Here is a 25,002-nt window from a genome sequence, read left to right as displayed (position 1 = left end):
AGAATGAAAAGGCGCGGGGCGGCTCAGATCGCCTTGATGCCGACCGCGCTCACGCCGACGCCATGTCGCTGCAGGCGATCGTCCAGTTCTCCAATCTGCGCGGCTACGGCGTTTTCCGTCAACTGGCCGCGTTGCTGGATATCCTGCTGCACCGACTCCAGCTTGTTGGTCAGCGCGCTCAGGTGCGCGTTCTGACGTTGCTGCAGCTGCTGCAATTCACTCTGCAGATAACCTCGCAATTCGATGAAGCGCGACTTCTCGGCCTGGTCGGCCAGATCGCGCTGCGTATCGAGCTGTTTGGTCAGGCGGCGCGTCTCAAACAGCACGCTGGTCTGCAACGCCATCACATACATCAAAAAGACCGCCGTCAGCACGATCACCACGCCCAGCATCACCAACCCCAATGGCGCCTGAAAATCCGTGAACACCAGCGTCAACTGCGTCGGCGCCAGAAAAGCCTCCCAGTTCACGGCGGCAAAAATGCCGACCAGCGCCAATACGACGATCATGAAAGTTGTGCGGAATCTCATTGCGTTCTCCTTGTGTTGTTTGAATAATGCGGCGGGATGCAATTTGGACCTGAGGCAATGAGCGTCGTTCCTTATTCGATGGCAACAATGCAAGATCGCCAATAAAAAAGCCCTCCGTGGAGGGCTTTTGGCGGGTTTGTCCTACTTATCCGTTGGTAAAACAGAAACAATTCAAAACGGCACATCGCCTTCCACCGTCGTGCGATACAGCGTGCGGCGCAAATGCTGCGGCGTGATCGGCGCGTAATGCACGGTGCTGCGGTTATCCCAGAACACGATATCGTGCGGCCGCCACTTGTGCGTATAAACGTTCTCGGCGCGTACGGTATGCTCATGCAACAACTTCAGCAACGCATCGCTTTCATCCTTCGGCAAACCGATGATGTGGGAGGTAAAACCCTCGCTCACGAACAAGGCCTTGCGACCGCTTTCCGGATGCGTACGCACGACCGGATGTTCGACGTCAGGCACCTCGTCGATCTGCTTTTGCGTCAGGTCGACCCGCCACGGCGACAATGCCTGCAAGCGACGATAGCGATACACGTAAGAATGTACGGCGCGACGTCCTTCGATGGTCTTCTTCACCTCCGCCGGCAAGCTGTCATAAGCGTGAAACATGTTGGCGAACTGCGTGTCGCCCTGTTCCGGCGGCAGCTCCTGCGCGTGCAGCAACGAACCCAGGCTGGGCCTGGGCATGTAGGACAGATCCGAATGCCAGTCCGCGCCCGCATCGACCAGCCCGATCGGCTGACCGTTTTCGACCACGTTGGAAACGATCATGATTTCCGGATGATGCTTGAGGTGAAAGCGATTGAGCACATGTACCTGCAATGGCCCGAAGCGGCGGCTGAAAGCAACATGCTCTTCCGGCGTGATGCGTTGGTCGCGCAGGACGATGACGCTATGCTTGACGAGTGCAGCGCGCAGTTCGGCGATGTCGCGATCCGACGTCAGGTTGATATCGAGACCGGTGATCTCGGCGCCGAGGGGGCCGTCGAAAGGCAGGATGCTGAAATCGCGTTTGTCATTTTCTGTAGGGCGTTGCAGTAATGCGGTTGCGCTGGACATGTCGGTGCTGGCTCCATGAAAAGGCGGCACGCGTCATAGGATGGCAGGGATGGCGGCTCCGCCTTGGATAAGGCTAAAAAAGCATTACACAGCGACAGAGGGATGGGATCAACGAATAAGACTTCATATCGATATGCGGTTTTTGTTCTCACTGTCTGATAGGGGAGATTTGACGTAGGGAGTAGCGGTCGGATTCTCGCGCTATTCAGCGGCGACATGGAGTAGAGCGCACAGGTTGTCGCAGATGGGGATTTGTGGCGGTGACCGGCAACTGCATTGCGTACCTGAATGGTGGCCGGGACAACAACAAGCGAATGCCGTTGATGTTCCCGACCATTTACTACTTAAAACAGCAGTCTTATTACGCTGTCAGTTTCTTGCGCAACAGCTCCGTCAGCTGCGCCGGATTCGCCTTGCCCTTGGTCGCCTTCATGGCCTGGCCGATCAAGGCGTTGATGGCTTGTTCCTTGCCCGAGCGGAATTCCGCCACCGATTTTTCATTCGCCGCCAGCACCTGATCGACGATCGTTTCCAGCGCGCCGCTGTCGGAGATTTGCTTGAGGCCCTTGGCGTCGATGATGTCGTCGGCGAGCGTGTCTTTGCCGGACTTGGCTTCCCACATGCCGGCGAAGACTTCCTTGGCGATCTTGTTGGAGATCGTGCCATCGGCGATGCGTTTCAACAGCAGTGACAGTTGCACGGCGCTGACGGGAGCGTCGGCGATGTCGGTGTCTTCGCGGTTGAGAGTGGAGGCGACGTCGCCCATGAGCCAGTTGGCGGCGGGCTTGGCCTGCTCTTTGCCGGCCGCAGTGACGACGGCTTCAAAGTAGGAGGCCATCGACTTCGATTGCGTGAGCACGGCGGCGTCGTATTCGGGCAGGCCGTAGTCGTTGACGAAGCGCTCGCGCATGGCGCCCGGCAGTTCCGGCATGGAGGCCTTCACGCGTGCTATCCATTCTTGCGCGATGACCAGCGGCGGCAGGTCGGGGTCGGGGAAGTAGCGGTAATCCTGCGCGTCTTCCTTGCTGCGCATGGAGCGCGTTTCTTTCTTGTCCGGATCGTAGAGGCGCGTTTCCTGCACGACGGTGCCGCCGTCTTCGATGAGCTCGACCTGGCGGCGCACTTCGTAGTTGATCGCGTCTTCCATGAAGCGGAAGGAGTTGAGGTTCTTGATCTCGCAGCGGGTGCCGTATTCCTTCTGGCCTACCGGGCGCACGGAGACGTTGGCGTCGCAGCGGAACGAGCCTTCCTGCATGTTGCCGTCGCAGATGCCGAGCCACATCACCAGCGAGTGCAGGGCCTTGGCGTAGGCGACGGCTTCAGCGGCGCTGCGCATGTCGGGTTCGGTGACGATTTCCAGCAGCGGCGTGCCGGCGCGGTTGAGGTCGATGCCGCTCATGCCCTGGTAGTCTTCGTGCAGCGACTTGCCGGCGTCTTCTTCGAGGTGGGCGCGGGTCAGTTGCAGGGTCTTGATTTCTGCCTTGCCGTCTTTTTCCATCACGAAGGAAATCTTGCCGCCCTGGACCACCGGAATTTCAAACTGGCTGATCTGATAGCCCTTCGGCAGGTCGGGATAGAAGTAGTTTTTGCGCGCAAAAACGGAGCGCGGCGCGATCGTTGCGCCGATGGCCAGGCCGAACTGGATGGCGCGTTCGACCGCGCCTTTGTTCAGCACCGGCAAGACGCCCGGCAATGCCAGATCGACCGGGCTGGCCTGGGTGTTGGGAGCAGAGCCGAACTGTGTCGACGAGCCGCTGAAAATTTTGGATTCGGTCGAAAGCTGTGTGTGCGTTTCCAGACCGATGACGACTTCCCACTGCATAGTATTCCTCGCTGATTCTGTATTCGTCAGGACTTACGCAAAACCGCCCTGACGTCGTTGTGCTTCCTCGCCGTACGCCGTACTGTCTTCGTCAGCACGCCTAGCCAGGACAATTTTGCGTAAGTCCCATTATTTCTTATCTGCGCAAGGCAATTAAGCCGGCGCGCGCAAATGCCAATCGGTGACTTGCTGGTACTGGTGCGCGACGTTCAGCAGGCGCGCTTCATCGTAGTAGCTGCCGATGATTTGCAGGCCGACCGGACGCTTGCCGTTCTTTTCACCCTGACCGAAACCGCAGGGAATCGACATGCCCGGCAAGCCTGCCAGGCTGGTCGACAGCGTGAAGATATCGGCCAGGTAGTTGGCAATCGGGTCGTCGGTTTTGTCGCCCAGATCCCATGCCACGGTCGGCGACACGGGACCCATGATGACGTCGCATTGACGGTCCGGGCCGAGCAGCGCGTTCTGGAATTCCTGCGCGATCAGGCGGCGGATTTTTTGCGCCTGCAAGTAGTAGGCGTCGTAATAACCGTGCGACAACACATAGGCGCCGACCAGAATGCGGCGCTTCACTTCATCGCCGAAACCTTCTGCGCGCGACTTCTTGTACATGTCGGCGAGATCCTTGTAATCGGCGGCGCGGTGGCCGTAGCGCACACCGTCGAAACGCGAGAGGTTCGACGACGCTTCCGCTGGCGCGATCACGTAATACACGGGGATCGACAGCTCGGTTTTCGGCAGCGAAATATCGACCAGCGTGGCGCCGAGTTTTTCGTATTCCCTGAGCGCGGCGCGCACGGCTTGTTCAACATCGGCGGCCAGGCCGGCGCCGAAGAATTCTTTCGGTATGCCGATACGCAAGCCTTTGAGGCTGTCGTTGAGCGAGCGGTTGAAATCTTCCTTCGGACGTTCGATGCTGGTCGAATCGCGCTGATCGAAACCGGTCATGGCGTTGAGCAGCAGGCCGCAGTCTTCGGCGGTTTTGGCAATCGGGCCGCCCTGGTCGAGCGAGGAGGCAAACGCGATCATGCCGTAGCGCGAGACGCTGCCGTAGGTCGGCTTGATGCCGGTGACGCCGCACAGCGAAGACGGTTGGCGGATCGAGCCGCCGGTGTCGGTGGCGGTCGCTGCCGGCGCCAGGCGCGCGGCGATTGCTGCGGCCGAGCCGCCGGAAGAGCCGCCCGGAACGGCGGTCTTGTCCCATGGATTCTTGACCGGGCCGAAGTAGGAATTTTCGTTACCCGAGCCCATGGCGAATTCGTCGCAGTTGAGCTTGCCCAATGTAACAGTGCCGGCAGCGTTGAACTGTTCCACCACGGTTGCGTCAAACGGGCTTACATAATTTTCCAGCATCTTCGAACCGGCCGTGGTGCGCCAGTCGCGTGTGACGAAGATGTCCTTGTGCGCGATCGGAATGCCGGTCAGCGGCGTGACGTCGTTGGACGCGATGCGTTGGTCGGCTTGCGCGGCTTGCCTGAGCGTGAGTTCGCGGTCGACGTGCAGGAAGGCGTTGAGGTCGCTGCCGCCGATGCGGTCGAGGAATAAAGTGGCCAGTTCGGTCGCCGAGATTTTCTTGGTCTGCAGTAGCGTCGAAAGCTCTTTAATGGTCTTGGTATGCATGGAAAAGATATTCGTTTTTTCAGGTTCTGTGAGGCTGCGGACGCGCGATGCGCATGTCGTGACGAGCGGCGATTATTCGATGACCTTGGGTACGAGGTACAGGCCGTCCTGGGTTGCCGGGGCGGGCTTCTGATAGTCGTCGCGGTGATTGGTTTCGGTCACGGCGTCTTCGCGCAGGCGCAGCGACAAATCGGTGGTCAGTGCGGCAATCGGGTGGCTCAGCGGCTCGATGCCGGTGGTGTCGACCGCTTTCATCTGTTCGACCAGGGAGAAAATGCCGTTCAGTTTGTCCAGGGTTTGACCTGCTTGTTCATCTGTCAATTCCAGACGGGACAGATTGGCAATGCGCTTAACATCGGAAAGGGCTAGAGTCATGATAGGAAGGTGCGCGCCGGGCGCGAGAGCTAGTGTGTTGAAAAATCGCGTCGTCGACCATGCACGCGCTTGCAATTACGCAGGTAAATGCCGGTAAAAACGCAGAAGTATCTGGCATCAGGCAAGGATTATTGACAGTTTTGCCTGCTGGTTTCTCTCAAATTATAAGGTAGAATGTAGGACTAATGCCTTGCTGGCGCCGATTTGTGTCGCCGCAGTCATAAAAGAAGCTGTTGCAAAATGAGGCTGACGTAGCTGCGTCGCCCCGGTTGTACTCCTGTATGCGTTCCGTGCAGGTCCATGGCGGCGCCTCGGGCAGCTTCATTTTGCAACAGCTTCTGAAAAGACATCCCACTTACAAAATTGCAAAGCGCGCGGCTCTGGCGCATCAGGACACTTCATGTTTGGATTTTTACGTAGTTATTTCTCTAACGACCTCGCTATTGACCTTGGAACGGCAAACACTCTGATTTACGTACGTGGTCAAGGCATCGTCCTCGACGAGCCGTCGGTTGTGGCGATCCGCCAGCAAGGCGGCCCGAACGGCAAAAAGACCATCCAGGCAGTCGGCAAGGAAGCAAAACAGATGCTGGGCAAGGTTCCCGGCAATATCGAAGCCATCCGCCCGATGAAAGACGGCGTGATTGCAGATTTCACCGTCACCGAGCAGATGCTGAAGCAATTCATCCGCATGGTGCACGACTCCAAGCTGTTCCGTCCGTCCCCACGCATCATCATCTGCGTTCCCTGCGGTTCGACCCAGGTGGAACGCCGCGCGATCCGTGAATCGGCGCTGGGCGCCGGCGCTTCGCAGGTTTACCTGATCGAAGAGCCGATGGCGGCGGCAATCGGCTCCGGCCTGCCGGTGTCGGATGCAACCGGCTCGATGGTCGTCGACATCGGCGGCGGCACCACTGAAGTCGGCATCATTTCGCTGGGCGGCATGGTGTACAAGGGTTCGGTCCGCGTCGGCGGCGACAAGTTCGACGAAGCCATCGTCAACTACATCCGCCGCAACTACGGCATGCTGATCGGCGAGCAAACCGCCGAAGCGATCAAGAAGGAAATCGGTTCCGCTTTCCCCGGCTCCGAAGTCAAGGAAATGGAAGTCAAGGGCCGCAACCTGTCCGAAGGCATCCCGCGCTCGTTCACCATCTCCAGCAACGAAATCCTGGAAGCGCTGACCGATCCGCTGAACAACATCGTTTCCGCAGTCAAGAATGCTCTGGAGCAAACTCCTCCGGAACTGGGCGCCGACATTGCCGAAAAGGGCATGATGCTGACCGGCGGCGGCGCGCTGCTGCGTGATCTGGACCGTTTGCTGATGGAAGAAACCGGCCTGCCGGTGATCGTCGCCGAAGACCCGCTGACCTGCGTTGTGCGCGGTTCCGGCATGGCGCTCGATCGCATGGACAAACTGGGTTCGATCTTCTCCAACGAATAATTCCGTTACAGGAGCCTGGTCAACCTCAAGGAACTGAAACGCGCCTATGACAGAGCACAAGCAGATTTGGCCGGTGCTGCGAACTTCCGGTTCGCACAGCGGCGAAATCTCGGCTGCGATGGCGCATTGTCTTCCTGATATTGACTGCAACCTTCCCGGTATCCGTCCGCTGTTCATCCTCCAGCCCGCCCTGCGCGGGCTGTTGCGGTTCTCGGCTTCCCCGGCATCGGTCTCGGCCTGACCATCAATGGATATCCCACCACTCTTCAAACAAGGTGCATCGGCCCGCGCCCGCGCCGGCTTTTTCGCCCTGATCTCCATCATCATGCTGGTGGTCGATTCGCGCATGCATGCCCTGACCATGGTGCGGCAGGCGGTCGGCACCGGCTTGTACCCGTTCCAGGTGGTGGCGCTGATGCCGCGCGACGCCGCCTACCGGGTTGGCGACTATTTCAACTCGCTCAACGCGCTGCAAAAAGAAAACGACGCCTTGCGCCGCCAGCAGGCGATGACCGCCCAGCTGCTGCAGCAAGAGCGCCAGATGGCCGCCGAGAATACGCAGCTGCGCAATCTGCTGAGCATGCAGCAGCGCATCCAGAGCAAATCCATCGTCGGCGAGATCCTGTACGACGCGCGCGACCCCTTTACCCGCAAGATCATCCTCAACCGCGGCTCCCAGCAAGGCGTAGCGCCCGGCCAGCCGGTGATTGACGACGTCGGTATCGTCGGCCAGGTGACGCGCGTGTTTCCGTTCACGTCCGAAGTGACCCTGCTGACCGACAAGGACCAGGCCATCCCGGTCCAGGTCCTGCGCAACGGCTTGCGCAGCGTGGCTTACGGCCGCGGCCAGTCCGGCGTGCTCGATCTGCGGTTCATGGCCGCCAACGCCGACATCCAGAAGGGCGATGCGCTGGTGACGTCCGGTATCGACGGCGTATATCCGCCGGGCCTGTCGGTGGCCAGCGTGCTGCAGGTGGAGACCAAGTCGACGGACGCCTTCGCGCACATCGTCTGCCTGCCGTCGGCCGGCGTCGATCGCCACAAGCAGTTGCTGATCCTGCTGGTCGAGCAGACCGTGGCCCCGCGTCCGGATCCGGAAGGCGGTCTGGACAAGGCCGACAAGCTGCTCAAGCGCCGTTTCCGCGATAGCGCGAAAGAGGGCGAAGCGGCGCCTGCCAAGGATGCGCCTAGCGAAGATCGCAAGGGACAAGCACCGACGGCTGCGCCGGCCACTACACCGGCAGCAACTGCGGCACCCGCTGCCGCAGCAGCGAAACCGGCCGCCGCTGCGCCCGCAACACCAGCCGTCCCGGCAGCCAAACCTGCCACCGCGGCCACCCCTGCCGCTGCACAACCAGCCAAGAGCACCCGATGAACGATCCACATTACATCCTGCTGCCGGCGAATCCGATTTTCATCGCGATCAGTCTGATCGCGGCTTTTCTGCTCAACCTGCTGCCATGGGGCCAATGGGTCGGCGTTCCCGACTTCGTCGCGCTGGTGCTGGTGTTCTGGGCCATCCACGAGCCGCGCAAGATCGGCATCAGCATCGCCTTCATGATGGGCCTGCTGATGGACGTCAACGAAGCCACGCTGCTGGGCGAGAACGCATTGGCCTACACGCTGCTGTCGTATTTCTCGATCATGATCCACCGCCGCGTACTGTGGTTCCCGGTCGGCACGCAAGCCCTGCACATCCTGCCGCTGATGCTGCTCACGCAAGCCGTGCAGCTGGTGGTGCGCCTGATGGTCAGCGGCAAATTCCCGCATTGGTATTACTTCAGCGAGAGCTTTGTCTGCGCGCTGTTGTGGCCGCTGGTGACATGGCTGCTGCTCGCCCCGCAACGACGCGCGATCAATCGCGACGATAACCGTCCGATCTAGACCAGAGCGCAGAGCGTGTCTTCAACATGACAGAATTCAAAAACACCGAGCATGAACTCAAGCTCTTCCGGCTGCGCCTGTTCGCAGTGGCGATGCTGGTGCTCGTTTGTTTCAGCCTGCTGACGGCGCGCTTCATCTGGCTGCAGATCGTCCGCCACGACGCCTATGCGGCGCAGGCGGAAGAAAACCGCATCTCGGTGGTGCCCATCGTGCCCAACCGCGGCCTGATCCTGGATCGCAATGGCGTCGTGCTGGCGCGCAACTATTCCGCCTACACGCTGGAAATCACGCCGTCCAAGATCACCATGGGCCTCGACGAGCTGGTCGACGAACTCGGTACGCTGGTCGACATCCAGCCCAAGGACCGGCGCCGCTTCCGCAAGCTGCAGGAAGAATCCAAGAACTTTGAAAGCCTGCCGATCCGCACGCGCCTGACCGACGAAGAAGTCGCCAAGTTCACCGCGCAGCGCTACCGCTTTCCCGGCGTCGACATCCAGGCGCGCCTGTTCCGCCAATATCCTTACGGCAAGACCGCCGCGCACGTGATCGGCTACATCGGCCGCATCAGCCAGCGCGATGCCGACCGCATTGCCGACTCCGACGACGAAGCCAACTACAACGGCACCGACTACATCGGCAAGGAAGGCCTGGAAAAGAGTTACGAAACCCAGCTCCACGGCACCACCGGCTACGAAGAGGTGGAAATCTCCGCCGGCGGCCGCGCCGTGCGTACGCTGTCGCGCACGCCGGCCAGCCCGGGCCAGAACCTGATCCTGTCGATCGACATCGAGCTGCAAAAAGTCATCGAAGAAGCCTTCGGCGACCGCAAGGGCGCACTGGTGGCGATCGATCCCGCCACCGGCGACATCCTGGCCTACGTGTCGCAGCCTTCGTTCGACCCCAACGTTTTTGTCGAAGGCATCGACCAGCAAACCTGGGACGAGCTGAACAACTCGCCCGACCGTCCGCTGATCAATCGTCCGCTGTCCGGCACCTATCCGCCCGGGTCGACCTACAAGCCGTTCATGGCGCTGGCGGCGCTGGAGCTGGGCAAGCGCAAGCCGTCCGACTCCATCCGCGATCCGGGTTACTTCTGGCTCGGCAACCACAAGTTCCGCGACGACAAGGAAGGCGGCCACGGCGTGGTCGACATGTACCGCTCGATCGTGGTGTCCTGCGATACCTACTATTACATGCTGGCCAACGACCTTGGCGTCGACGCCATCCACGATTTCATGAAGCCGTTCGGCTTCGGCCAGATCACCGGCATCGACCTCGAGCACGAACGCAAGGGCCTGCTGCCGTCGACCACCTGGAAGGCCAACGCCTACCGCAAGCCGGAGCAGCGCAAGTGGTACGCCGGCGAAACCATTTCGCTGGGCATCGGCCAGGGTTACAACGCCTTCACGCCGATCCAGCTGGCGCACGCCACCGCGACCCTGGCCAACAACGGCATCGTCATGAAGCCGCATCTGGTCAAGATGATCGAAGACGGCGTCACGCACGAGCGCACCGTGACCGTGCCGAAGGAGAGCTATCGTATTCCGCTCAAGCAGGAAAACATCGACGTCATCAAGCAAGCCATGGTCGGCGTGAACAAGGAAGGCACCGGCGCGCGCGTCTTCGCCGGCACCGAATACACCTCGGCCGGCAAGAGCGGCACCGCCCAGGTGGTGTCAATCAAGAAGAACGAAAAGTACGACGCCAAGCGCCTCGCCACGCATCTGCTGGATAATGCGTTGTTCACGGCGTTCGCCCCGGCCGACAAGCCGCGCATCGCCTTGGCGGTCATCGTCGAAAACGGCGGATGGGGTGCGGAAGCCGCCGCGCCGCTGGCGCGCAAGGCGATCGATTTCTATCTGCTCGGCAAGCGTCCCGGCGACAAGGCCAAACCGGCCGGCAAGGGCGATGACGCCGCTGCTACCGCCGCAACCACCTCCGGACCGGATCCGGTCGGCAACGATCTGAGGGATTGAACAACACCATGAGCTTGCACCGGCCTCCCCTCTGGCAAATCATCAAACCGCACCTGGCGGTGTTTGACGGCGCGCTGTCGCTGATTATTTTCCTGATCATGTCGGTCGGCATCGTCACGCTGTATTCGGCGGGCATGAACTTCCCCGGCCGCGTCGAAGACCAGTTGCGCAATATTCTGGTCGCCTTCATCGTCATGTGGATTGCGGCCAATGTCTCGCCGCAGACGCTGCTGCGCTTCGCCGTGCCGATTTACACCATCGGCGTGGCGCTGCTGGTTGCCGTGGCGGTGTTCGGCATCGTCAAGAAAGGCTCGCGCCGCTGGCTCAATATCGGTATGGTCGTGCAGCCGTCCGAAATCATGAAGATCGCCATGCCGCTGATGCTGGCCTGGTACTTCCAGAAGCGCGAAGGCATGATCCGCTGGCCCGTGTTCCTGATCGCGGGGGTGCTGCTGGCGGTGCCGGTCGGCCTGATCATCCGCCAGCCGGATCTCGGCACCGGCGTACTGGTGCTGGCGGCCGGTTTCTATGTGATCTTCTTTGCGGGTTTGTCGTGGAAGGTGCTGACCGGACTGGTCATCGCCGGCGCCGCCAGCTTGCCCGTGATCTGGTCGGTGCTGCACGATTACCAGCGCCAGCGCGTGATGATGCTGATCGATCCGACCTCCGATCCGCTGGGCAAGGGTTTCCACATCATCCAGTCGACCATCGCCATCGGTTCCGGCGGCATTACCGGCAAAGGCTGGCTGATGGGCACCCAGACGCATCTGGAATTCATCCCGGAACGCACCACCGACTTCATCTTTTCGGTGTATTCGGAAGAGTTCGGCCTGATCGGCAACCTGATCCTGCTGTTCCTGTATCTGCTGCTGATCGGCCGCGGGCTGATGATCACGGCCAATGCGCCGACGCTGTTCACGCGCCTGCTGGGCGGCGCGATCACCATGATTTTCTTCACCTACGCCTTCGTGAACATGGGCATGGTCAGCGGCATTTTGCCGGTGGTCGGTGTGCCGTTGCCGTTCATGAGTTACGGCGGCACCGCGCTGGTCACGCTGGGCCTGGGCGCGGGCATTCTGATGAGCATTCAGCGGCATCGCAAGCTGGTGCAGACCTAGGACTGGTTGTTCGGGAAGTTTCCTTTTGTAAGATCAGTTTTTCCTGACAGACATTTCAGGGATGCTTCCGATACTCTGGTATCGTTGCGCTTGCCCAAGTTTGCAAGCCTGATAAAACTAACAAGTCTGGAAAGATTGCAATGCGAGTTTTCTTTGCCCCCGCGGCACTCTCCGCATGTTCGGCGCGTCTGGTGCGTCCACTGCGCATATCGTGCCTGCTGCGTTACGTTTCCATTCTGGCGCCGCTGGCGCTGGCCGCCTGCAGCAGCGCGCCGTCGCTGAACACGCCCGCGCCGTCTCCGGCCGCATCGACGCCGGCGGCGCGCACTGCCAACGGCAAACCGTTGCCGGCGCTGCCGGCGGCAGGTTCGGGCCGCGGCGGTTACTACAAGGATGACGGCCCGGGCGACCAGCCGCCTGACGGCCTGCTCGATACGCCGGACGCCGATCCCAAGGTCGAACCGTTTTCCAGGGCCGGCAGCCGTCCTTATGTCGTGTTCGGCAAAACCTACACGCCGATTACCGACGACCGTCCGTTCAAGCAGCGCGGCATCGGCAGCTGGTACGGCAAGAAATTCCACGGCCAGAAGACCTCGTCGGGCGAGCTTTACGACATGTACAAGATGACGGCCGCGCATCCGACCTTGCCGATTCCGTCCTACGCCCGCGTCACCAACCTGAAGACCGGCGCGCAAGTCATTGTGCGCATCAACGATCGCGGACCTTTCCATTCGACCCGCATCATCGACTTGTCGTACACCGCCGCGCTGAAGCTGGGCTACTTGTCCTCCGGCAGCAGCGAACTGGAAGTGGAGCGCCTGTTGCCGGATGAAATCAACCGCATCGCGGAGAACAAGCGCAATGGCGTCACGGCCGCGCCGGTGCCGGTGAATGCCGCCAACAACGCGCCGGCAACGTCGGCGGTATCGGTGGGCAGCGTCGCGCCGCCAGGCCAGATCGTCCCGATCGCCATGACAACGGCCGCCGCAACGCAGCCAGCCGGCGGCACGGCAACCGGCGAAAACGGAAGCACGGCGGCGTTGGCGAGCGGTTTCTATTTGCAGTTCGGCGCTTATGCCCAGGAAGCCAACGCCCGCAGCGCGCGCGACAAGCTGATGCAAAACCTGAGCGGCGCCGTCGACAAGCTGGAAACCGTGGTCGTCAACGGACTCTATCGCCTCTACGCCGGTCCTTACGCCAGCCGTCCTGCCGCCATGGACGCCGCGCAACTGATCCGTCAGCGCGCCAACGTAACGGGCTTTGTGGTCGAGCGCTGATCCGCTCGCCCAATCTCTTACTTATCTAGCGGAGAACGCATGCATCCCTACCTGTTGCTGGGCATCGCCATTGTTTCGGAAGTCATCGCCACTTCCGCCTTGCGGGCGTCCGATGGTTTCACCAAGCTGATTCCGTCAGTGGCGGTGGTGGTCGGTTATGCGCTGGCGTTCTTGTTCCTGTCGATGACGCTCAAGACGATTCCGGTCGGCATCGCCTACGCGATCTGGTCCGGCCTCGGCATCGTCCTGATTTCCATCGTGGCGTATTTTGTCTACGGCCAGACCCTGGATACCCCGGCCATCATCGGCATGGGGTTGATTCTGGCGGGGGTGCTGGTATTGAACCTGTTTTCGAAGTCGACCGCGCACTGAGTCTTCCATCGGTGAAATCGACCAGGCGACGGACTTATTCGGCGGCGTCCCGCAGTTGCAAAGCGCGCTCATAGAGCGCGTTTTTCTTTTGGCCGGTGATTTGCGCCGTCAAGGCGGCGGCTTGCTTCACCGGCAACTCCGCCAGCAGAATTTGCAGGATGCGTTCGGCATCGGCGTCGGCGACCGCGTCTTCACCGGCGGTGGCGCCTTCCACCAGGATCACGAACTCGCCGCGCTGGCGGTTGGCGTCCGCCGCCAGCCAGGCCGGCGCGTCGGCCAATGCGCAGCGGTGGATGGTTTCGAACAGCTTGGTCAGCTCGCGCGCCAGAACGATCTGGCGTTGCGGTCCGAAAGCCAGCAACAGCGCATCGACGGTTTCCACGATGCGATGCGGCGCTTCATAAAACACCAGCGTGGAAGCATCCTGCGCCAGCTTCAGCAAGGCGCTTTCGCGCTGCTTGCTCTTGTTCGGCAAGAAGCCGACGAAGTGGAACTGATCGTTGACCAGACCGCTGGCCGACAGCGCCGTCACGGCAGCCGATGCGCCCGGCAGCGGCACCACGGTCAGGCCGGCGGCGCGCACCGCCTCGACAATGCGCGCGCCCGGATCGGATACCGCCGGCGTGCCGGCATCGGACACCAGCGCAATGCGCTCGCCCTGCTGCAGGCGCGCAATGATCTTGTCGGCGGCTTCGCGTTCGTTGTGTTCATGCGCGGCGATGAGCGTCTGGCTGATGCCGTAGCGCGTCAGCAGATGGCTGGTGTTGCGGGTGTCTTCACAGGCCACGGCGTTCACCATCGACAACACGTGCAAAGCGCGCAACGTCAGGTCGCAAACATTTCCGATGGGCGTAGCCAGCACATATAATGCCGACTCAGGATAAGTCTGTTGCGCGGCTTCCGTCAGGACGGACGCGGCAAGAGACGTGATGGATGCAATGGATGCAGCGTGTGCGTTCGAGTTGGGGTGACTCATTGGAGAAGATCATGTTGGGAAAATGGGCGAAAGTCATCTTGCTGACCGCGCTGCTGAGCGGATTGTGCGCTTCCGTGCAGGCATTTACAACCGTTGGCGCGAATGATGCCGCTCCTGCACCCTCCGCTGCACCTGCGTCCGCACCCGCTGCTTCCGCCGCTGCGCCGGCGACCGACTTCAGCTTGCCGCCCGAGAACAGCCAGCCGCCTGTGCGCGTGGCTCTGCTGCTGCCGCTGCGCTCCAGCGTGTTCGGCGCCGCTGCCGATGCGGTGCGCACCGGATTCCTGACCGCTTCCGAGCGCAAGAAAGACAACCTCGTCATCACCATCATCGAAACCGGGGACTCCGCACAGGAAGCCCTCAACGCCTATAACGATGCCTCGGGCAAATACGACATCATCGTCGGCCCGCTCTCGCGTAGCGCGGTGACGGCGCTGGTGCAGTCGGCCGCGGTGCGCAAGCCGACCATCGCCCTGGCCCAGCCGGATCTGCCCGACACCGCCGACCAGCGTCTGCCGCGCCAGATGATCATGATGGGTTTGTCGATTGAAGAAGAGGCGCGCCAGGTCGCGGCCTGGGTCGAGCATGAAAAGACGCCCGGCAAGATTTTTGCGATCTCCACCAACATCGCCTGGCAGCGCCGCGCGGTGAAAGCGTTTGTCCAGCAGGCGCGCCAGCAAGGGATGGCCGTGGAAAACCTCGAACTGAGCGTGCCCAACAACGCGCTGAGCGCCACCGGCCTGGCGCAACTGGGCCAGCGCATCCAGGCCGAGAAGCCGGCCTTGCTGTTCGTTGCGCTCGATGCCGCGCAAACCATTCAGTTGCGCAGCGCCATCGGCAACGAGATCGCGCTCTACGGCACCTCGCAGCTTAATCCGCTGACGCTGGCCAGCGCCACGGCGGCGGTCAATGCCGCGGCCAACAATGCTGCCGCCAGCGCCGCCACCGGCACCCCGCCGGCTCCCGACAACCGTCTGCCCGAGCTCGACGGCGTGCGTCTGGTCGACATGCCGTGGCAATTGCAGGCCGACAACGCCGCCGTCATGGCGTATCCGCGCTCCGTCGCCAATGCCGATGTCAAGCCGAACGCCGACCTGGAACGTCTCTATGCGCTCGGCATCGACGCTTTCCGCGTCGCCAATGAAATTGCCCAGCGGCGCTCGGGTTTCGACATCGACGGCGTGACCGGCCAGATCAACGTCAACATGGCGGCCGGCGCGACGTACTTCCAGCGCAAGGAAACCCAGGCCGTCTATCAGGACGGCATTGCCGTGCCGGTTGCCAATCAGCGCTGACGGCTTACTGAAAGATCAAGCGCATGGCCTTGTTCGACCATCTTCGCGGCCGCAAGCAACGCACCAGCAAGCAAGTCAGCGGCGACGCGGCCGAGGATGACGCCCTGGCATTCTTGCTCAAGCAGGGATTGGTCGAGGTCGAACGCAACTTCCGCTGCAAAGGCGGCGAAATCGACCTGATCATGCGCGAGCGCGACACCATCGTTTTCGTCGAAGTGCGCAAACGCAGCAAAAGCGACTTCGGCGGCGCGCTCGCCAGCGTCACACGCACGAAACAAAAACGCCTGATCATTGCTGCACAAGTATTTTTGCAGCGCTACCGCATGCCGCCGGACTGCCGTTTCGACGTCATCGGCTATGACGGCGAGCAGATGACCTGGCTGAAAAATGCCGTGGAAGCAATATCTGAAGCATTTTGATACGCTTCTTTACCCCTCGCACCGGGGAGGAGCAGGCCAACTACACTATAATTGGCGGGCCTGTTGCCGTTGCATGCCGGGTTGATCCGTTTTTCTCCCCTCCCATGCCGGCAGCCTGACCGGGACGAACCAGGGACTGTCGTTCTTCATGCACTGTTAAATACTCTCGTACCATGACTAATCAACGTATCCTCTCGCACTTTCAGGAAAGTGCCGAACTCAAGCTCCACGCCGGTGCCGTATTGGCGCAGCCGATTGAGCAGGCGATTGAACTTATGTTCACAGCGCTGTCGAACGGCAACAAGATTCTTGCCTGCGGCAACGGCGGATCGGCAGCAGACTGCCAGCATTTCGCGGCCGAACTGGTGGGACGTTTCGAACGTGAACGTCTGCCGCTGCCGGCGCTGGCGCTGACTACGGATACTTCGATCCTGACTGCAGTCGGCAACGATTACAGCTACATGGAAATTTTCTCGAAGCAGGTCCAGGCCTTCGGCCAGGCCGGCGACGTGTTGCTGGCGTTCTCGACTTCGGGCAACTCCGGCAACGTGCTGGCGGCGATCGAAGTAGCACAGGAACGCGACATGCGCGTGGTGGCGCTGACCGGCAAAGGCGGCGGCGCCATCGGCAAGAAACTTACCGACGCCGATGTGCATATCTGCGTGCCGCATGACCGTACCGCGCGCATTCAGGAAGTGCATCTGGTGACTCTGCATTGTATTTGCGACGGTATCGATGTCGCGCTATTTGGAGGTGATGTGAATGAATGATGTCAAGGCAGGTTGGTTGAAATGGCGTCGTCCGCTGGCGGCAGTCGCCGTTGGCGGGATGCTCGCGATCGGGCTGCAAGGCTGCTTCGGCGTACTCGCCGGCGGTATGCTGGCAGGCACGTTCGCGGCAACGGATCGCCGCACGCTGGGTGCGCAGACCGAAGACAAGTCGATTGTCGTCAAGGGTGAATCCAATATCCCTGACGTGGTCGCCGCCGGTTCTCACGTCAACGTGACCAGCTTCAACCGCAAGGTCCTGCTCTCCGGTGAAGTGCCTGATGAAGCATCGAAGGCCGCCGCCGAGCGCGAGATCAAGAGCCTGCCGAACGTCAACGGCGTGTTCAACGAACTGGTTGTTTCCGGTTCGTCCGGCTTCTCGGCCCGTTCCGGCGATGCGCTGATCACCAGCAAAGTGCTGGCCAGCCTGGTGGACGCCAAGGACCTGTACGCCAGCGCCTTCAAGATCACCACCGAACGCGGCATCGTCTACATGATGGGACGCGTGACCGAACGCGAAGGCAAGCGCGGCGCCGAAATCGCCAGCGGCGTCAGCGGCGTGCAAAAGGTCGTGACGCTGTACGAGTACATCTCGGAAGAAGAATTGAAGCAATACATCAAGCAGCCGCCGCCGGATCCCGCCAAGTAATCGGGAACCGTGCCGGAACTGGTCTGACGCTGCCATGTCAGATGCAGGTCAGGCGCCGCAGCAACGACAAGAACCGCCGATGTCCCCGACACCGGCGGTTTTTTCATGGTGTTGTCATTCGGGACACCGCCTCCGGCACGAAGCGGAAAGCGCGTCTATAATGGCCCGACAGTCATGTCTGCAATATTGCCAATCTGGCAACGCAACTGACCAGCAGTACTCACAACGGAAAAGACATGGAAGCCCAACACGCCACCACCTCTGTTACCACTCCAGCTGCCGGCGCTGCTCCGCGCAGCCGCCTTGCCCTCAAACTCGGCGGCGTTGCGGTCGTTGCCGCCATTGCGCTGTTCGGCTACACCTCGCTGTCGGCGAAGAACACCGCGCCCGACGTGACCTTCGTCAAGCTCGACGGCCAGAAGGTCGCGCTCAAGGACATGCGCGGCAAGGTTGTCATGGTCAATTTCTGGGCGACCAGCTGCACTACCTGCGTGGGCGAAATGCCGCAGATGATTTCGACCTACAACAAGTACAAGGACCAGGGCCTGGACTTCGTCGCCGTTGCGATGAGCTATGACCCGCCGAATTACGTGCTGAACTACACCGAGACGCGCAAGCTGCCGTTCAAGGTTGCGCTGGATCCGCAAGATACGCTGGCCAAGGCCTTCGGCGACGTCAAGCTGACGCCGACCACCTTCGTCATCGGCAAGGACGGCAGCATCCTGAAGCGCTATGTCGGCGAGCCGCAATTCGCTGAATTGCATCAGTTGCTGGAAAAGGCGCTGGCCGCCTGATCGTCGGATACGCTCCACCAAATAAAAAAGCGCCGGTTCGATACCGGCGCTTTTTTATGCCTGCAGCGATGAAGCCGCTTTTATCCCGGCGTTCAGAATTGCTCCCAGTCTTCCTCCGCCGGTTTGTTTGCCACGGGAGATTTTAAGGATGCAGCCTGCTTCAGTTTAGGCGGCGTTGCGGTAGCAACCTTGGCCGGTTTGTGCAGCGGCGTGATGTCGACGGTGCGCAGCACCGGCTGAGGCGCCAGGCGGGTATTGTCGAGTTTGAAGACACTGACCACCTGCGTCAGCGTGGCCGCCTGGTCCTGCAGCGACTGCGCGGCGGCGGCGGCTTGTTCGACCAGCGCCGCATTTTGCTGTGTGGTTTCGTCCATCTGCGTGATGGCCTGGTTGACCTGCTCGATGCCGTCGCTTTGTTCCTGGCTGGCGGAACTGATCTCCGCCACGATGTCGGTCACGCGCCGCACGCTGGCCACCACTTCGGTCATGGTGGCGCCGGCTTGCTCCACCAGCTTGCTGCCGGAGTCGACCTTTTCCACCGAGTCGTCGATCAGGGTTTTGATTTCCTTGGCCGCCGCCGCCGAGCGTTGCGCCAGGCTGCGCACCTCCGACGCCACCACGGCAAAGCCGCGCCCCTGTTCGCCGGCGCGTGCGGCTTCGACTGCCGCGTTCAGCGCCAGGATATTGGTCTGGAAAGCGATGCCGTCGATCACGCTGATGATATCGACGATTCTCTTCGACGAAGCATTGATTGCGCCCATGGTGTCGACCACCTGGCCGACCACGCTGCCGCCTTGCACGGCGACTTCCGAGGCGGATACGGCGAGCTGATTCGCCTGGCGCGCATTGTCGGCATTCTGCTTGACCGTGGAGGTGAGTTGTTCCATCGCCGACGCCGTTTCTTCCAGCGAACCGGCCTGGCTTTCGGTGCGTGCCGACAGATCGAGATTGCCGCTGGCGATTTCACTGGAAGCCGTGGCGATGGTATCGGTGCCGCTGCGCACCTTGCCGACGATATTGAGCAGATTGTCGTTCATGGTTTTCAGTGCTTGCAGCAGCTTGCTGGTTTCATCCTTGCCGCTGCCGTCGATGTGCGAAGTCAGGTCGCCCGAGGCGACGGTTTCGGCGATGCTGACAGCCTCGTTGAGCGGACGCGTGATGCTCAGCGTCAGCAGCCAGCCGAGGATGCCGCCCAGCACCAGCTCAATCACGCCCAGGCTCAGCAGCAGCGTGCGTCCCGACTGATAGCTGTCGTTGATGTGTTGGGCGGAGCGGTCAATGACCTGTGTCTGATAGTCGGCGTACTTCAGCACGCTGCCGGAATAGTCGTCCATCATCTTGACCAGTTTGGTGTTGGTCAACTGCTTGGCTTCCTCGGCATTGCCGGCGGCCTTCATCTTGAAGATGTCTTCGCGCGCGTTGCGGTATGCCGCACGCAGCTTGCCGACCTCGTCGAACAGCTGCTTTTCTTCCGGTAAGGAAATGGCGGTTTCCACGCGTTTCTGGATATCGCTGACCTTCTTCGATTCCGCATCGATCTGGGTCTGGAAGTACTTCTGGAATTCGGCATCGTCGCTGCGCATCACGGCGAAGGTGCGCACGCCGTTTTCCTTGATGGCGGCATGCCATTTCGAGGCGTCGCGTTCTTTCTGCAAGGCATTTTTGACCATGTCGTCGGTGGCGTCGCCGATGCCCTGCAGCCGCCAGACGCCGATGCCGACCATCACTGCCATCAGCATCAGCATCGCAATGAAGCCGATGCCCAGACGTACACCTATCCTGAAGTTTTTCATGGCTGTCTCCTTATCCGTGTTTCCAGCGCTGCACGCAGCGTCGGTCCCGGTTTGCATTTCTGCGCCCTGGCGGGCGCAGGCATCGATATTTTTTCTTGTCGGCAGGTTCAGCGTATCACAGGGGAAGGGCGCTAAATCGCAGGATAGCCGCCATTTGCCGTGCCTGTTAGCGTTTTATCAAGGACATCGGCAGTACCGGCAGATAACTTTACGTCGCGGCCGGCGATGATTTGATGCAACAGTGACAACCGCCCGCTATAATCGCAGGCTTGGAAAGTGCAACACGGCAATGCGCATATCAACACGGCCATACCTTTCACCCAAATGACAATAAAACCGGACACGGCCGCGCATGCCGTGGAAATAGAAAAGCTGACGCAGTCCCTGATTCGCGAGCGCGATGCACGCATGCAATCCGACGCTCGCCTGGAAAGCCGTCTGCGCCAATTGCAGCTGCTCGAAGGCGTCGCCGCTGCCGCCAACCAGGCCGACTCGGTCGACGTGATTCTCCAGTTCGCCGTTGACGAGATCTGCCGTTATACCGGCTGGCCGCTGGGGCATTGCTATCACGTGCGCAAGAGCGGCAGCCAGACTGCGCTGGTATCGGCCGGCATCTGGTACGGCGCCATCCGCCCCGAATTCAGCGCCTTTCATTGCATGACCGGCAGCCCCGGCTTCCAGGCGCATAAAGATTTGCCGGGCCGCGCCTTCAAGGAGGCCGCACCGGTCTGGACCGTCAACATCGGCGTCGACCGCGATGCGCCGCGCGCCGATGTGGCGCGCGCGGCCGGCATCAAGGCCGGCGTCGCCTTCCCGGTAGTGAGCGGCGGTGAAGTCGTTGCCGTTCTGGAATTTTTCTCCGACCGCGTGCTCTCGCTGGACGACAATCTGCTGCGGCTGATGAGCCTGATGCGCCAGATCGCCGGCCGCATCGGCCGTGTCGCCGAGCGCCGCCAGAACGAAGCGCGCCTGATTCATGAGGCCTCCCACGACGCGCTGACCGGCCTGCCCAACCGCAGCCTGTTCCTGCAGCAGCTGGATCTGGCGCTGCAACGCCAATGGGAAGACGACAACGCCGGCTTCGCGGTGCTGTTCATCGACCTCGACCGCTTCAAGATCATTAACGACAGCCTCGGCCACCTGGCGGGCGACCGCATGATCATCCAGGTGGCGGCCCGTCTGAAAAACGCCGTGCGCCCGGATGTCATTGTCGGCACGACCGGCGCCGAGCCTTCCCCGGGCAATCCCAAATACACGCTGGCGCGCATGGGCGGCGACGAATTCACCGTGCTCCTGCGCGACATTCCCGATGTCGGCGAAGCCGAACGCATCGCCGAGCGTATCCAGCTGGCGCTGGCCTTGCCCTTCCTGATCCGCGATCAGGAAATCTACGCCAGCGCCAGCATCGGCATCGTCTTCAGCGACGTCGGCCATACCCTGGCCGACGAAGTGCTGCGCGACGCCGACCTGGCGCTGTATCGCGCCAAGGCCGCCGGCAAGAGCCAGTACGAAATATTCGACCGCAGCATGCGCAAGGGCGCGGTCAGCCGCCTGACGATAGAGACGGCGCTGCGCCACGCGTTGAAGAACAATGAGTTCGTGCTGCATTACCAGCCCATCATCGAGCTGCAGGCCGGCACCATCGTCGGCGTCGAAGCGCTGGTGCGCTGGCGCCGTGGTGCGGAGGAACTGGTGTATCCGGGCGACTTCATCGATGTCGCCGAAGACACCGGCCTGATTCTGCACATCGGCATGTGGGTGCTGCGCGAAGCCTGCCGCCAGATGCATGTATGGCACCAGCAATTCCCGCGCGCCAAGCCGCTGACCATCAGCGTCAATATTTCGCCGCGCCAGTTCGTGCAACCCAATCTGGTCGATCAGATCCAGCAGATCATCAGAGAGACCGGCATCGATCCCAATACGCTGCGGCTGGAGATCACCGAGAGCGTCACCATGGGCGACGTCGAGCGCACGATCAAGATCCTGTCGCAACTGCGCGCGCTGGGCGTGCGCTTCAGCATCGACGACTTCGGCACCGGCTATTCGTCACTGAGTTACCTGCATCGCTTCCCGCTGGACGTGCTGAAGATCGACCGCTCCTTCGTCATGGGCATGAAGGAAGACAAGGAGCGCCTGCAAATCGTCGAAACCATCATGACGCTGGCGCGCAATCTCGGTATCGAAGTGGTGGCGGAAGGAACGGAAACGGAAATGCAGGTCGACCATCTGCGCAATCTCGGCTGCGATTTCGGCCAGGGATTTTTCTTCTCGCGTGCGCTGGCGGCGGAAACCATCACGGATCTGTTGTACGTCCCGCATCACGTGCTGGAAACCGCCTACGTCAATTCGCTGCAGGCGCTGGAAGAGTAGTCAGGTCCTGCACAACAACCGCAGTGAACCCGCCGGCAGCAACACGCAAATCGCGGCGCTGAAAATCAGCACGAAGCCCAGCATGTCCGGCGCGCTCGGGCGTTCGCCCAGCAACAGCACCGCGCCGCTGACGCCGACCACCGGCACCAGCAGCGTGCCGAGCGCGGCGATGCCGGCCGGCAGTCTGGCGATGATTTCAAACCACAGGATGTAGCCCGCCGCCATGCCGAAAAAGATGTGATACGCCAGCGCGCCGATCACTTGCACATGCAGTGCCCCCGGATGCGGCCAGCCCTCGAAGGAAAGCAAGCCGGTCAGCGCCACCAGCGCGCCGATCAGCAATTGCCACGCTGCGATCGCCAGCGGTTCGGCATTGATCTTCGCCCACTTCATGTAGACCGTTCCCGCCGCCCAGGTCAGCGCCGCCGCCAGTGCGTACAGGATGCCGTGCGGCAGCGCCTGCAGGCCGCCGCCGAGCAGCGGAGAAATCAGCACCGCCAGGCCGCCCGCGCCCAGCGCCAGTCCCATGCCGCGTACGCGGTCCAGCTTCTCGCCCAGCGCGATGCGCGCAAACAGCGTCGCCCACAGCGGCATCGAATAAGTGATGATCGCCACGCGCGAAGTCGCCGCGCCGAGTTGGGCAAAGGTCAGCAGGATATTGAACAGCGCAATGTTGAGCAGGCCGGTCATCACGATGTGCACACGGTCGCGCGCGCCGATGCGCAGCGCGCGGCCGCGCACCAGCGCCAGCACGAACAGCGTGCACGCCGCCGCGCCGAGGCCGATGGTGCGCAAGGTCCACGGCGAGACGCCGCTCAGCGAGACCTTGACCGCCGGCCAGTTCAATCCCCAGACCACGCCGAGGATCAGCAGCAACAGCTTGGCTCTGCCGTTGTCCTTGCGGCTCTGCGCAGTTGCTTGCGGCGTCGGCAAGGTACTCAGACCGGGGCCGGTGTCGCTGCGTCGAGCGGATACACCGGACGGCGCACCTTGCGAATCGGGAACAGGTCGAAGTTCGAGCTGGTCGGGCCGCCGCTGTCGGAATCGCATTCTTCCAGCCCCTTGCTGATCGGCACAAACACCGGACGGCAATACATGCGCGATTTCAGGATCACGTAATCCATGCTCGCCGGATCCAGGCCGAGGCTGGTGAACACGCCAAGGTCGTAGGGTTCGACACGCTCTTCCGTGATGACGATTTTTGCCGCACCGGTATCGAACAGCACGCTGTTACCCATGTTGATGGTCGAGCCGGTATAGATAGGACCGGACACGCGGAACACGCCGTCGGTGATCGCCAGCACCTTGCCGGTCAGTTGCAGCGGCGTCTTGGTGATGCCTTGCTGCGTCAGCGGCACCTTGTTGCCGACTGCCAGCGTGACCGTGCCGCCCACACCCGCTTTCAGCAATTGCGCGACCGCTTCCGGATCGCTGATCGGGCCGGCGGCGATGCCGCTCATGCCTTCGGCCAGCGCCGCTTCCAGTACGTCCATGGTGTTGCAGGTGCCGCCCGACATGACGTTGTCGCTATGGTCCAGCAACAGCACCGGGCCCTTGTCCGGACCTGCCGCCATCTCGCGCGCATGCGCCAATGACTGACGCAAAGGTTGGCTGTCGTAGACGAAATCGTCGCGCTCGGCCCAGATCTGTTTTGCAATCGTATCGGCGACGCTCTGCGCGAGCGCTGCATCATTGTCGGTCACGACCACCACCGACATGCCTGCATCGCGGAAATCGGACAAAGGAAAACCGGCCAGCACCGACACCGCCAGCACGCCGGTTTGCTTCTCGGCCAGTTTGGCCTGTTCCACCGCGCGCTGCATGGCCGATGCCGAGGTATTGCTGGTCAGCGTCGCCGACAGCAGCGGCACTTGCCGCCAGCCGGTGACCGGACGCGATTTCTCCTGCAGCAATTGCAGCAGCAGGCGGCCGGCGTGCTCGCCGGTTTCGTACATGTCGATATGCGGATAAGTCTTGAAGCTGACGATGACGTCGGTGTTGTCGACCATCTTTTGCGTGACGTTGCCGTGCAGGTCGAGCGCCACGCATAGCGGCACCTGCGGCGCGATCTTGCGGATGCGTTCGAGCAGCGCGCCTTCGCCGTCGTCGGCATTCTCCGCCACCATGGCGCCGTGCAGATCCAGCATGATGGCGTCGCAACCGCCTTCGACGGCGCGCACGATGGCGTCGGTCATCAGGGTATAGGCGTCGCCCGCCACCGTCGCGCTCGGATTGGCCGTGGCCGCCAGCGGCGTGACGATGGACGCCGACATGCCGTCGGCGATATCGAGGAAAGCGCCCATCGCGGTGCGCGCGCCTTTCTGGTCCTGATACGCGGCGCTGTCCCATTGCGGCGCAAACGCTTCCAGCGGCGTCGGGATGGGTGAGAAGGTATTGGTCTCGTGGTTCAGGCGGGCGATGACAATTTTCAACGGCATGACAAATTCCTTGAT

General features: G+C 61.5%; 23 protein-coding genes. 14 read left to right on the top strand and 9 right to left on the bottom strand.

All coding sequences use genetic code 11. From position 1 onward, the window contains the following. Positions 1-23 precede the first annotated feature (23 nt). From AKL25_RS19320 to gatC, 5 genes are all read right to left on the bottom strand, one after another. Positions 24-530: a LapA family protein gene (locus AKL25_RS19320; protein ID WP_050479346.1), complete on the bottom strand. Its 507-nt coding sequence runs from the start codon at positions 528-530 to the stop codon at positions 24-26. A gap of 171 nt (positions 531-701) precedes the next feature. Next, on the bottom strand, positions 702-1,598 hold the full coding sequence (locus AKL25_RS19315; protein WP_050479345.1) for a TauD/TfdA dioxygenase family protein: 897 nt from the start codon (positions 1,596-1,598) through the stop codon (positions 702-704). A gap of 361 nt (positions 1,599-1,959) precedes the next feature. Then, entirely contained in the window at positions 1,960-3,420 is a 1,461-nt protein-coding gene (gene gatB / locus AKL25_RS19310) for an Asp-tRNA(Asn)/Glu-tRNA(Gln) amidotransferase subunit GatB (protein ID WP_050479344.1), read from the bottom strand. Positions 3,421-3,573: 153 nt separating this feature from the next. Beyond that, positions 3,574-5,040, bottom strand: coding sequence for an Asp-tRNA(Asn)/Glu-tRNA(Gln) amidotransferase subunit GatA (gene gatA, locus AKL25_RS19305; RefSeq protein WP_050479343.1), 1,467 nt, complete (start codon positions 5,038-5,040; stop codon positions 3,574-3,576). A gap of 72 nt (positions 5,041-5,112) precedes the next feature. Further along, complete coding sequence (gene gatC / locus AKL25_RS19300; protein ID WP_007881174.1) at positions 5,113-5,415, bottom strand: Asp-tRNA(Asn)/Glu-tRNA(Gln) amidotransferase subunit GatC; 303 nt, start codon at positions 5,413-5,415, stop codon at positions 5,113-5,115. Positions 5,416-5,815: 400 nt separating this feature from the next. Here gatC and AKL25_RS19295 point away from each other — a divergent pair, with 400 nt between their 5' ends. From AKL25_RS19295 to AKL25_RS19260, 8 genes are all read left to right on the top strand, one after another. Continuing rightward, complete coding sequence (locus tag AKL25_RS19295; RefSeq protein ID WP_007881173.1) at positions 5,816-6,859, top strand: rod shape-determining protein; 1,044 nt, start codon at positions 5,816-5,818, stop codon at positions 6,857-6,859. Positions 6,860-6,905: 46 nt separating this feature from the next. Beyond that, on the top strand, positions 6,906-7,100 hold the full coding sequence (locus AKL25_RS19290; protein WP_050479342.1) for a hypothetical protein: 195 nt from the start codon (positions 6,906-6,908) through the stop codon (positions 7,098-7,100). Between the two features lie 6 nt (positions 7,101-7,106). Next, complete coding sequence (gene mreC, locus AKL25_RS19285) at positions 7,107-8,234, top strand: rod shape-determining protein MreC (protein WP_050479341.1); 1,128 nt, start codon at positions 7,107-7,109, stop codon at positions 8,232-8,234. Beyond that, positions 8,231-8,743: a rod shape-determining protein MreD gene (gene mreD / locus AKL25_RS19280; RefSeq protein ID WP_050479340.1), complete on the top strand. Its 513-nt coding sequence runs from the start codon at positions 8,231-8,233 to the stop codon at positions 8,741-8,743. Before mreC ends, mreD begins: the two co-directional genes overlap by 4 nt. A 26-nt stretch (positions 8,744-8,769) precedes the next feature. Beyond that, positions 8,770-10,719 (top strand): penicillin-binding protein 2, encoded by a 1,950-nt coding sequence (gene mrdA / locus AKL25_RS19275; protein WP_050479339.1) that lies wholly within the window; start codon positions 8,770-8,772, stop codon positions 10,717-10,719. An 8-nt stretch (positions 10,720-10,727) separates the two neighbouring features. Next, positions 10,728-11,837 carry a rod shape-determining protein RodA gene (gene rodA, locus AKL25_RS19270; RefSeq protein WP_050479414.1) on the top strand — a complete coding sequence of 370 codons (1,110 nt, stop codon included), beginning with the start codon at positions 10,728-10,730 and terminating at the stop codon, positions 11,835-11,837. Between the two features lie 140 nt (positions 11,838-11,977). Further along, complete coding sequence (locus AKL25_RS19265) at positions 11,978-13,114, top strand: septal ring lytic transglycosylase RlpA family protein (protein ID WP_083444799.1); 1,137 nt, start codon at positions 11,978-11,980, stop codon at positions 13,112-13,114. Positions 13,115-13,153: 39 nt separating this feature from the next. After that, positions 13,154-13,486 (top strand): SMR family transporter, encoded by a 333-nt coding sequence (locus tag AKL25_RS19260; protein ID WP_050479338.1) that lies wholly within the window; start codon positions 13,154-13,156, stop codon positions 13,484-13,486. Positions 13,487-13,520: 34 nt separating this feature from the next. Here AKL25_RS19260 and rsmI read toward each other — a convergent pair whose 3' ends face one another. After that, the gene (gene rsmI, locus AKL25_RS19255) at positions 13,521-14,462 is read right to left on the bottom strand and encodes a 16S rRNA (cytidine(1402)-2'-O)-methyltransferase (RefSeq protein WP_050479337.1); all 942 of its coding nucleotides are present in this window, start codon (positions 14,460-14,462) and stop codon (positions 13,521-13,523) included. An 11-nt stretch (positions 14,463-14,473) separates the two neighbouring features. On the opposite strand from rsmI, the gene AKL25_RS19250 reads away from it, so the two are divergent. The 5 genes from AKL25_RS19250 (at position 14,474) to AKL25_RS19230 (ending at position 18,386) form a co-directional block, all read left to right on the top strand. Continuing rightward, entirely contained in the window at positions 14,474-15,757 is a 1,284-nt protein-coding gene (locus AKL25_RS19250) for a penicillin-binding protein activator (protein ID WP_050479336.1), read from the top strand. 23 nt (positions 15,758-15,780) lie between these two features. Further along, complete coding sequence (locus tag AKL25_RS19245; protein WP_050479335.1) at positions 15,781-16,176, top strand: YraN family protein; 396 nt, start codon at positions 15,781-15,783, stop codon at positions 16,174-16,176. Between the two features lie 173 nt (positions 16,177-16,349). Beyond that, positions 16,350-16,946: a phosphoheptose isomerase gene (locus AKL25_RS19240; protein ID WP_050479334.1), complete on the top strand. Its 597-nt coding sequence runs from the start codon at positions 16,350-16,352 to the stop codon at positions 16,944-16,946. Next, entirely contained in the window at positions 16,939-17,592 is a 654-nt protein-coding gene (locus AKL25_RS19235) for a BON domain-containing protein (protein ID WP_050479333.1), read from the top strand. Before AKL25_RS19240 ends, AKL25_RS19235 begins: the two co-directional genes overlap by 8 nt. A 236-nt stretch (positions 17,593-17,828) precedes the next feature. Further along, entirely contained in the window at positions 17,829-18,386 is a 558-nt protein-coding gene (locus AKL25_RS19230) for a peroxiredoxin family protein (protein WP_050479332.1), read from the top strand. A 92-nt stretch (positions 18,387-18,478) separates the two neighbouring features. On the opposite strand, the gene AKL25_RS19225 is transcribed toward AKL25_RS19230, so the two are convergent. After that, the gene (locus AKL25_RS19225) at positions 18,479-20,179 is read right to left on the bottom strand and encodes a methyl-accepting chemotaxis protein (RefSeq protein ID WP_050479331.1); all 1,701 of its coding nucleotides are present in this window, start codon (positions 20,177-20,179) and stop codon (positions 18,479-18,481) included. Between the two features lie 357 nt (positions 20,180-20,536). Between AKL25_RS19225 and AKL25_RS19220 the strand changes: the two genes are divergently transcribed. After that, positions 20,537-22,549, top strand: a complete 2,013-nt coding sequence (locus AKL25_RS19220) for a bifunctional diguanylate cyclase/phosphodiesterase (protein WP_167541918.1) — start codon at positions 20,537-20,539, stop codon at positions 22,547-22,549. Here the strand turns inward: AKL25_RS19220 and AKL25_RS19215 are convergent, their stop codons facing one another. Both AKL25_RS19215 and AKL25_RS19210 read right to left on the bottom strand, forming a co-directional pair. Next, on the bottom strand, positions 22,550-23,482 hold the full coding sequence (locus AKL25_RS19215; protein ID WP_240475801.1) for a DMT family transporter: 933 nt from the start codon (positions 23,480-23,482) through the stop codon (positions 22,550-22,552). 5 nt (positions 23,483-23,487) lie between these two features. Beyond that, on the bottom strand, positions 23,488-24,987 hold the full coding sequence (locus AKL25_RS19210; protein ID WP_050479329.1) for a M81 family metallopeptidase: 1,500 nt from the start codon (positions 24,985-24,987) through the stop codon (positions 23,488-23,490). Positions 24,988-25,002: the final 15 nt, after the last annotated feature.

Origin of the sequence: Herbaspirillum rhizosphaerae (genome assembly GCF_001189965.1) — a bacterium.
GTDB lineage: Bacteria > Pseudomonadota > Gammaproteobacteria > Burkholderiales > Burkholderiaceae_D > Herbaspirillum > Herbaspirillum rhizosphaerae.
Note: the sequence above shows the minus strand (reverse complement) of the source record. Positions and strands in the feature narration are given on the sequence as shown.

What these genes read in the sequence shown, in the direction of transcription:
- AKL25_RS19320 (WP_050479346.1), bottom strand. Translation starts at nt 530, where the DNA reads ATGAGATTCCGCACAACTTTCATGATCGTCGTATTGGCGCTGGTCGGC.
- AKL25_RS19315 (WP_050479345.1), bottom strand. Translation starts at nt 1,598, where the DNA reads ATGTCCAGCGCAACCGCATTACTGCAACGCCCTACAGAAAATGACAAA.
- gatB (WP_050479344.1), bottom strand. Translation starts at nt 3,420, where the DNA reads ATGCAGTGGGAAGTCGTCATCGGTCTGGAAACGCACACACAGCTTTCG.
- gatA (WP_050479343.1), bottom strand. Translation starts at nt 5,040, where the DNA reads ATGCATACCAAGACCATTAAAGAGCTTTCGACGCTACTGCAGACCAAG.
- gatC (WP_007881174.1), bottom strand. Translation starts at nt 5,415, where the DNA reads ATGACTCTAGCCCTTTCCGATGTTAAGCGCATTGCCAATCTGTCCCGT.
- AKL25_RS19295 (WP_007881173.1), top strand. Translation starts at nt 5,816, where the DNA reads ATGTTTGGATTTTTACGTAGTTATTTCTCTAACGACCTCGCTATTGAC.
- AKL25_RS19290 (WP_050479342.1), top strand. Translation starts at nt 6,906, where the DNA reads ATGACAGAGCACAAGCAGATTTGGCCGGTGCTGCGAACTTCCGGTTCG.
- mreC (WP_050479341.1), top strand. Translation starts at nt 7,107, where the DNA reads ATGGATATCCCACCACTCTTCAAACAAGGTGCATCGGCCCGCGCCCGC.
- mreD (WP_050479340.1), top strand. Translation starts at nt 8,231, where the DNA reads ATGAACGATCCACATTACATCCTGCTGCCGGCGAATCCGATTTTCATC.
- mrdA (WP_050479339.1), top strand. Translation starts at nt 8,770, where the DNA reads ATGACAGAATTCAAAAACACCGAGCATGAACTCAAGCTCTTCCGGCTG.
- rodA (WP_050479414.1), top strand. Translation starts at nt 10,728, where the DNA reads ATGAGCTTGCACCGGCCTCCCCTCTGGCAAATCATCAAACCGCACCTG.
- AKL25_RS19265 (WP_083444799.1), top strand. Translation starts at nt 11,978, where the DNA reads ATGCGAGTTTTCTTTGCCCCCGCGGCACTCTCCGCATGTTCGGCGCGT.
- AKL25_RS19260 (WP_050479338.1), top strand. Translation starts at nt 13,154, where the DNA reads ATGCATCCCTACCTGTTGCTGGGCATCGCCATTGTTTCGGAAGTCATC.
- rsmI (WP_050479337.1), bottom strand. Translation starts at nt 14,462, where the DNA reads ATGAGTCACCCCAACTCGAACGCACACGCTGCATCCATTGCATCCATC.
- AKL25_RS19250 (WP_050479336.1), top strand. Translation starts at nt 14,474, where the DNA reads ATGTTGGGAAAATGGGCGAAAGTCATCTTGCTGACCGCGCTGCTGAGC.
- AKL25_RS19245 (WP_050479335.1), top strand. Translation starts at nt 15,781, where the DNA reads ATGGCCTTGTTCGACCATCTTCGCGGCCGCAAGCAACGCACCAGCAAG.
- AKL25_RS19240 (WP_050479334.1), top strand. Translation starts at nt 16,350, where the DNA reads ATGACTAATCAACGTATCCTCTCGCACTTTCAGGAAAGTGCCGAACTC.
- AKL25_RS19235 (WP_050479333.1), top strand. Translation starts at nt 16,939, where the DNA reads ATGAATGATGTCAAGGCAGGTTGGTTGAAATGGCGTCGTCCGCTGGCG.
- AKL25_RS19230 (WP_050479332.1), top strand. Translation starts at nt 17,829, where the DNA reads ATGGAAGCCCAACACGCCACCACCTCTGTTACCACTCCAGCTGCCGGC.
- AKL25_RS19225 (WP_050479331.1), bottom strand. Translation starts at nt 20,179, where the DNA reads ATGAAAAACTTCAGGATAGGTGTACGTCTGGGCATCGGCTTCATTGCG.
- AKL25_RS19210 (WP_050479329.1), bottom strand. Translation starts at nt 24,987, where the DNA reads ATGCCGTTGAAAATTGTCATCGCCCGCCTGAACCACGAGACCAATACC.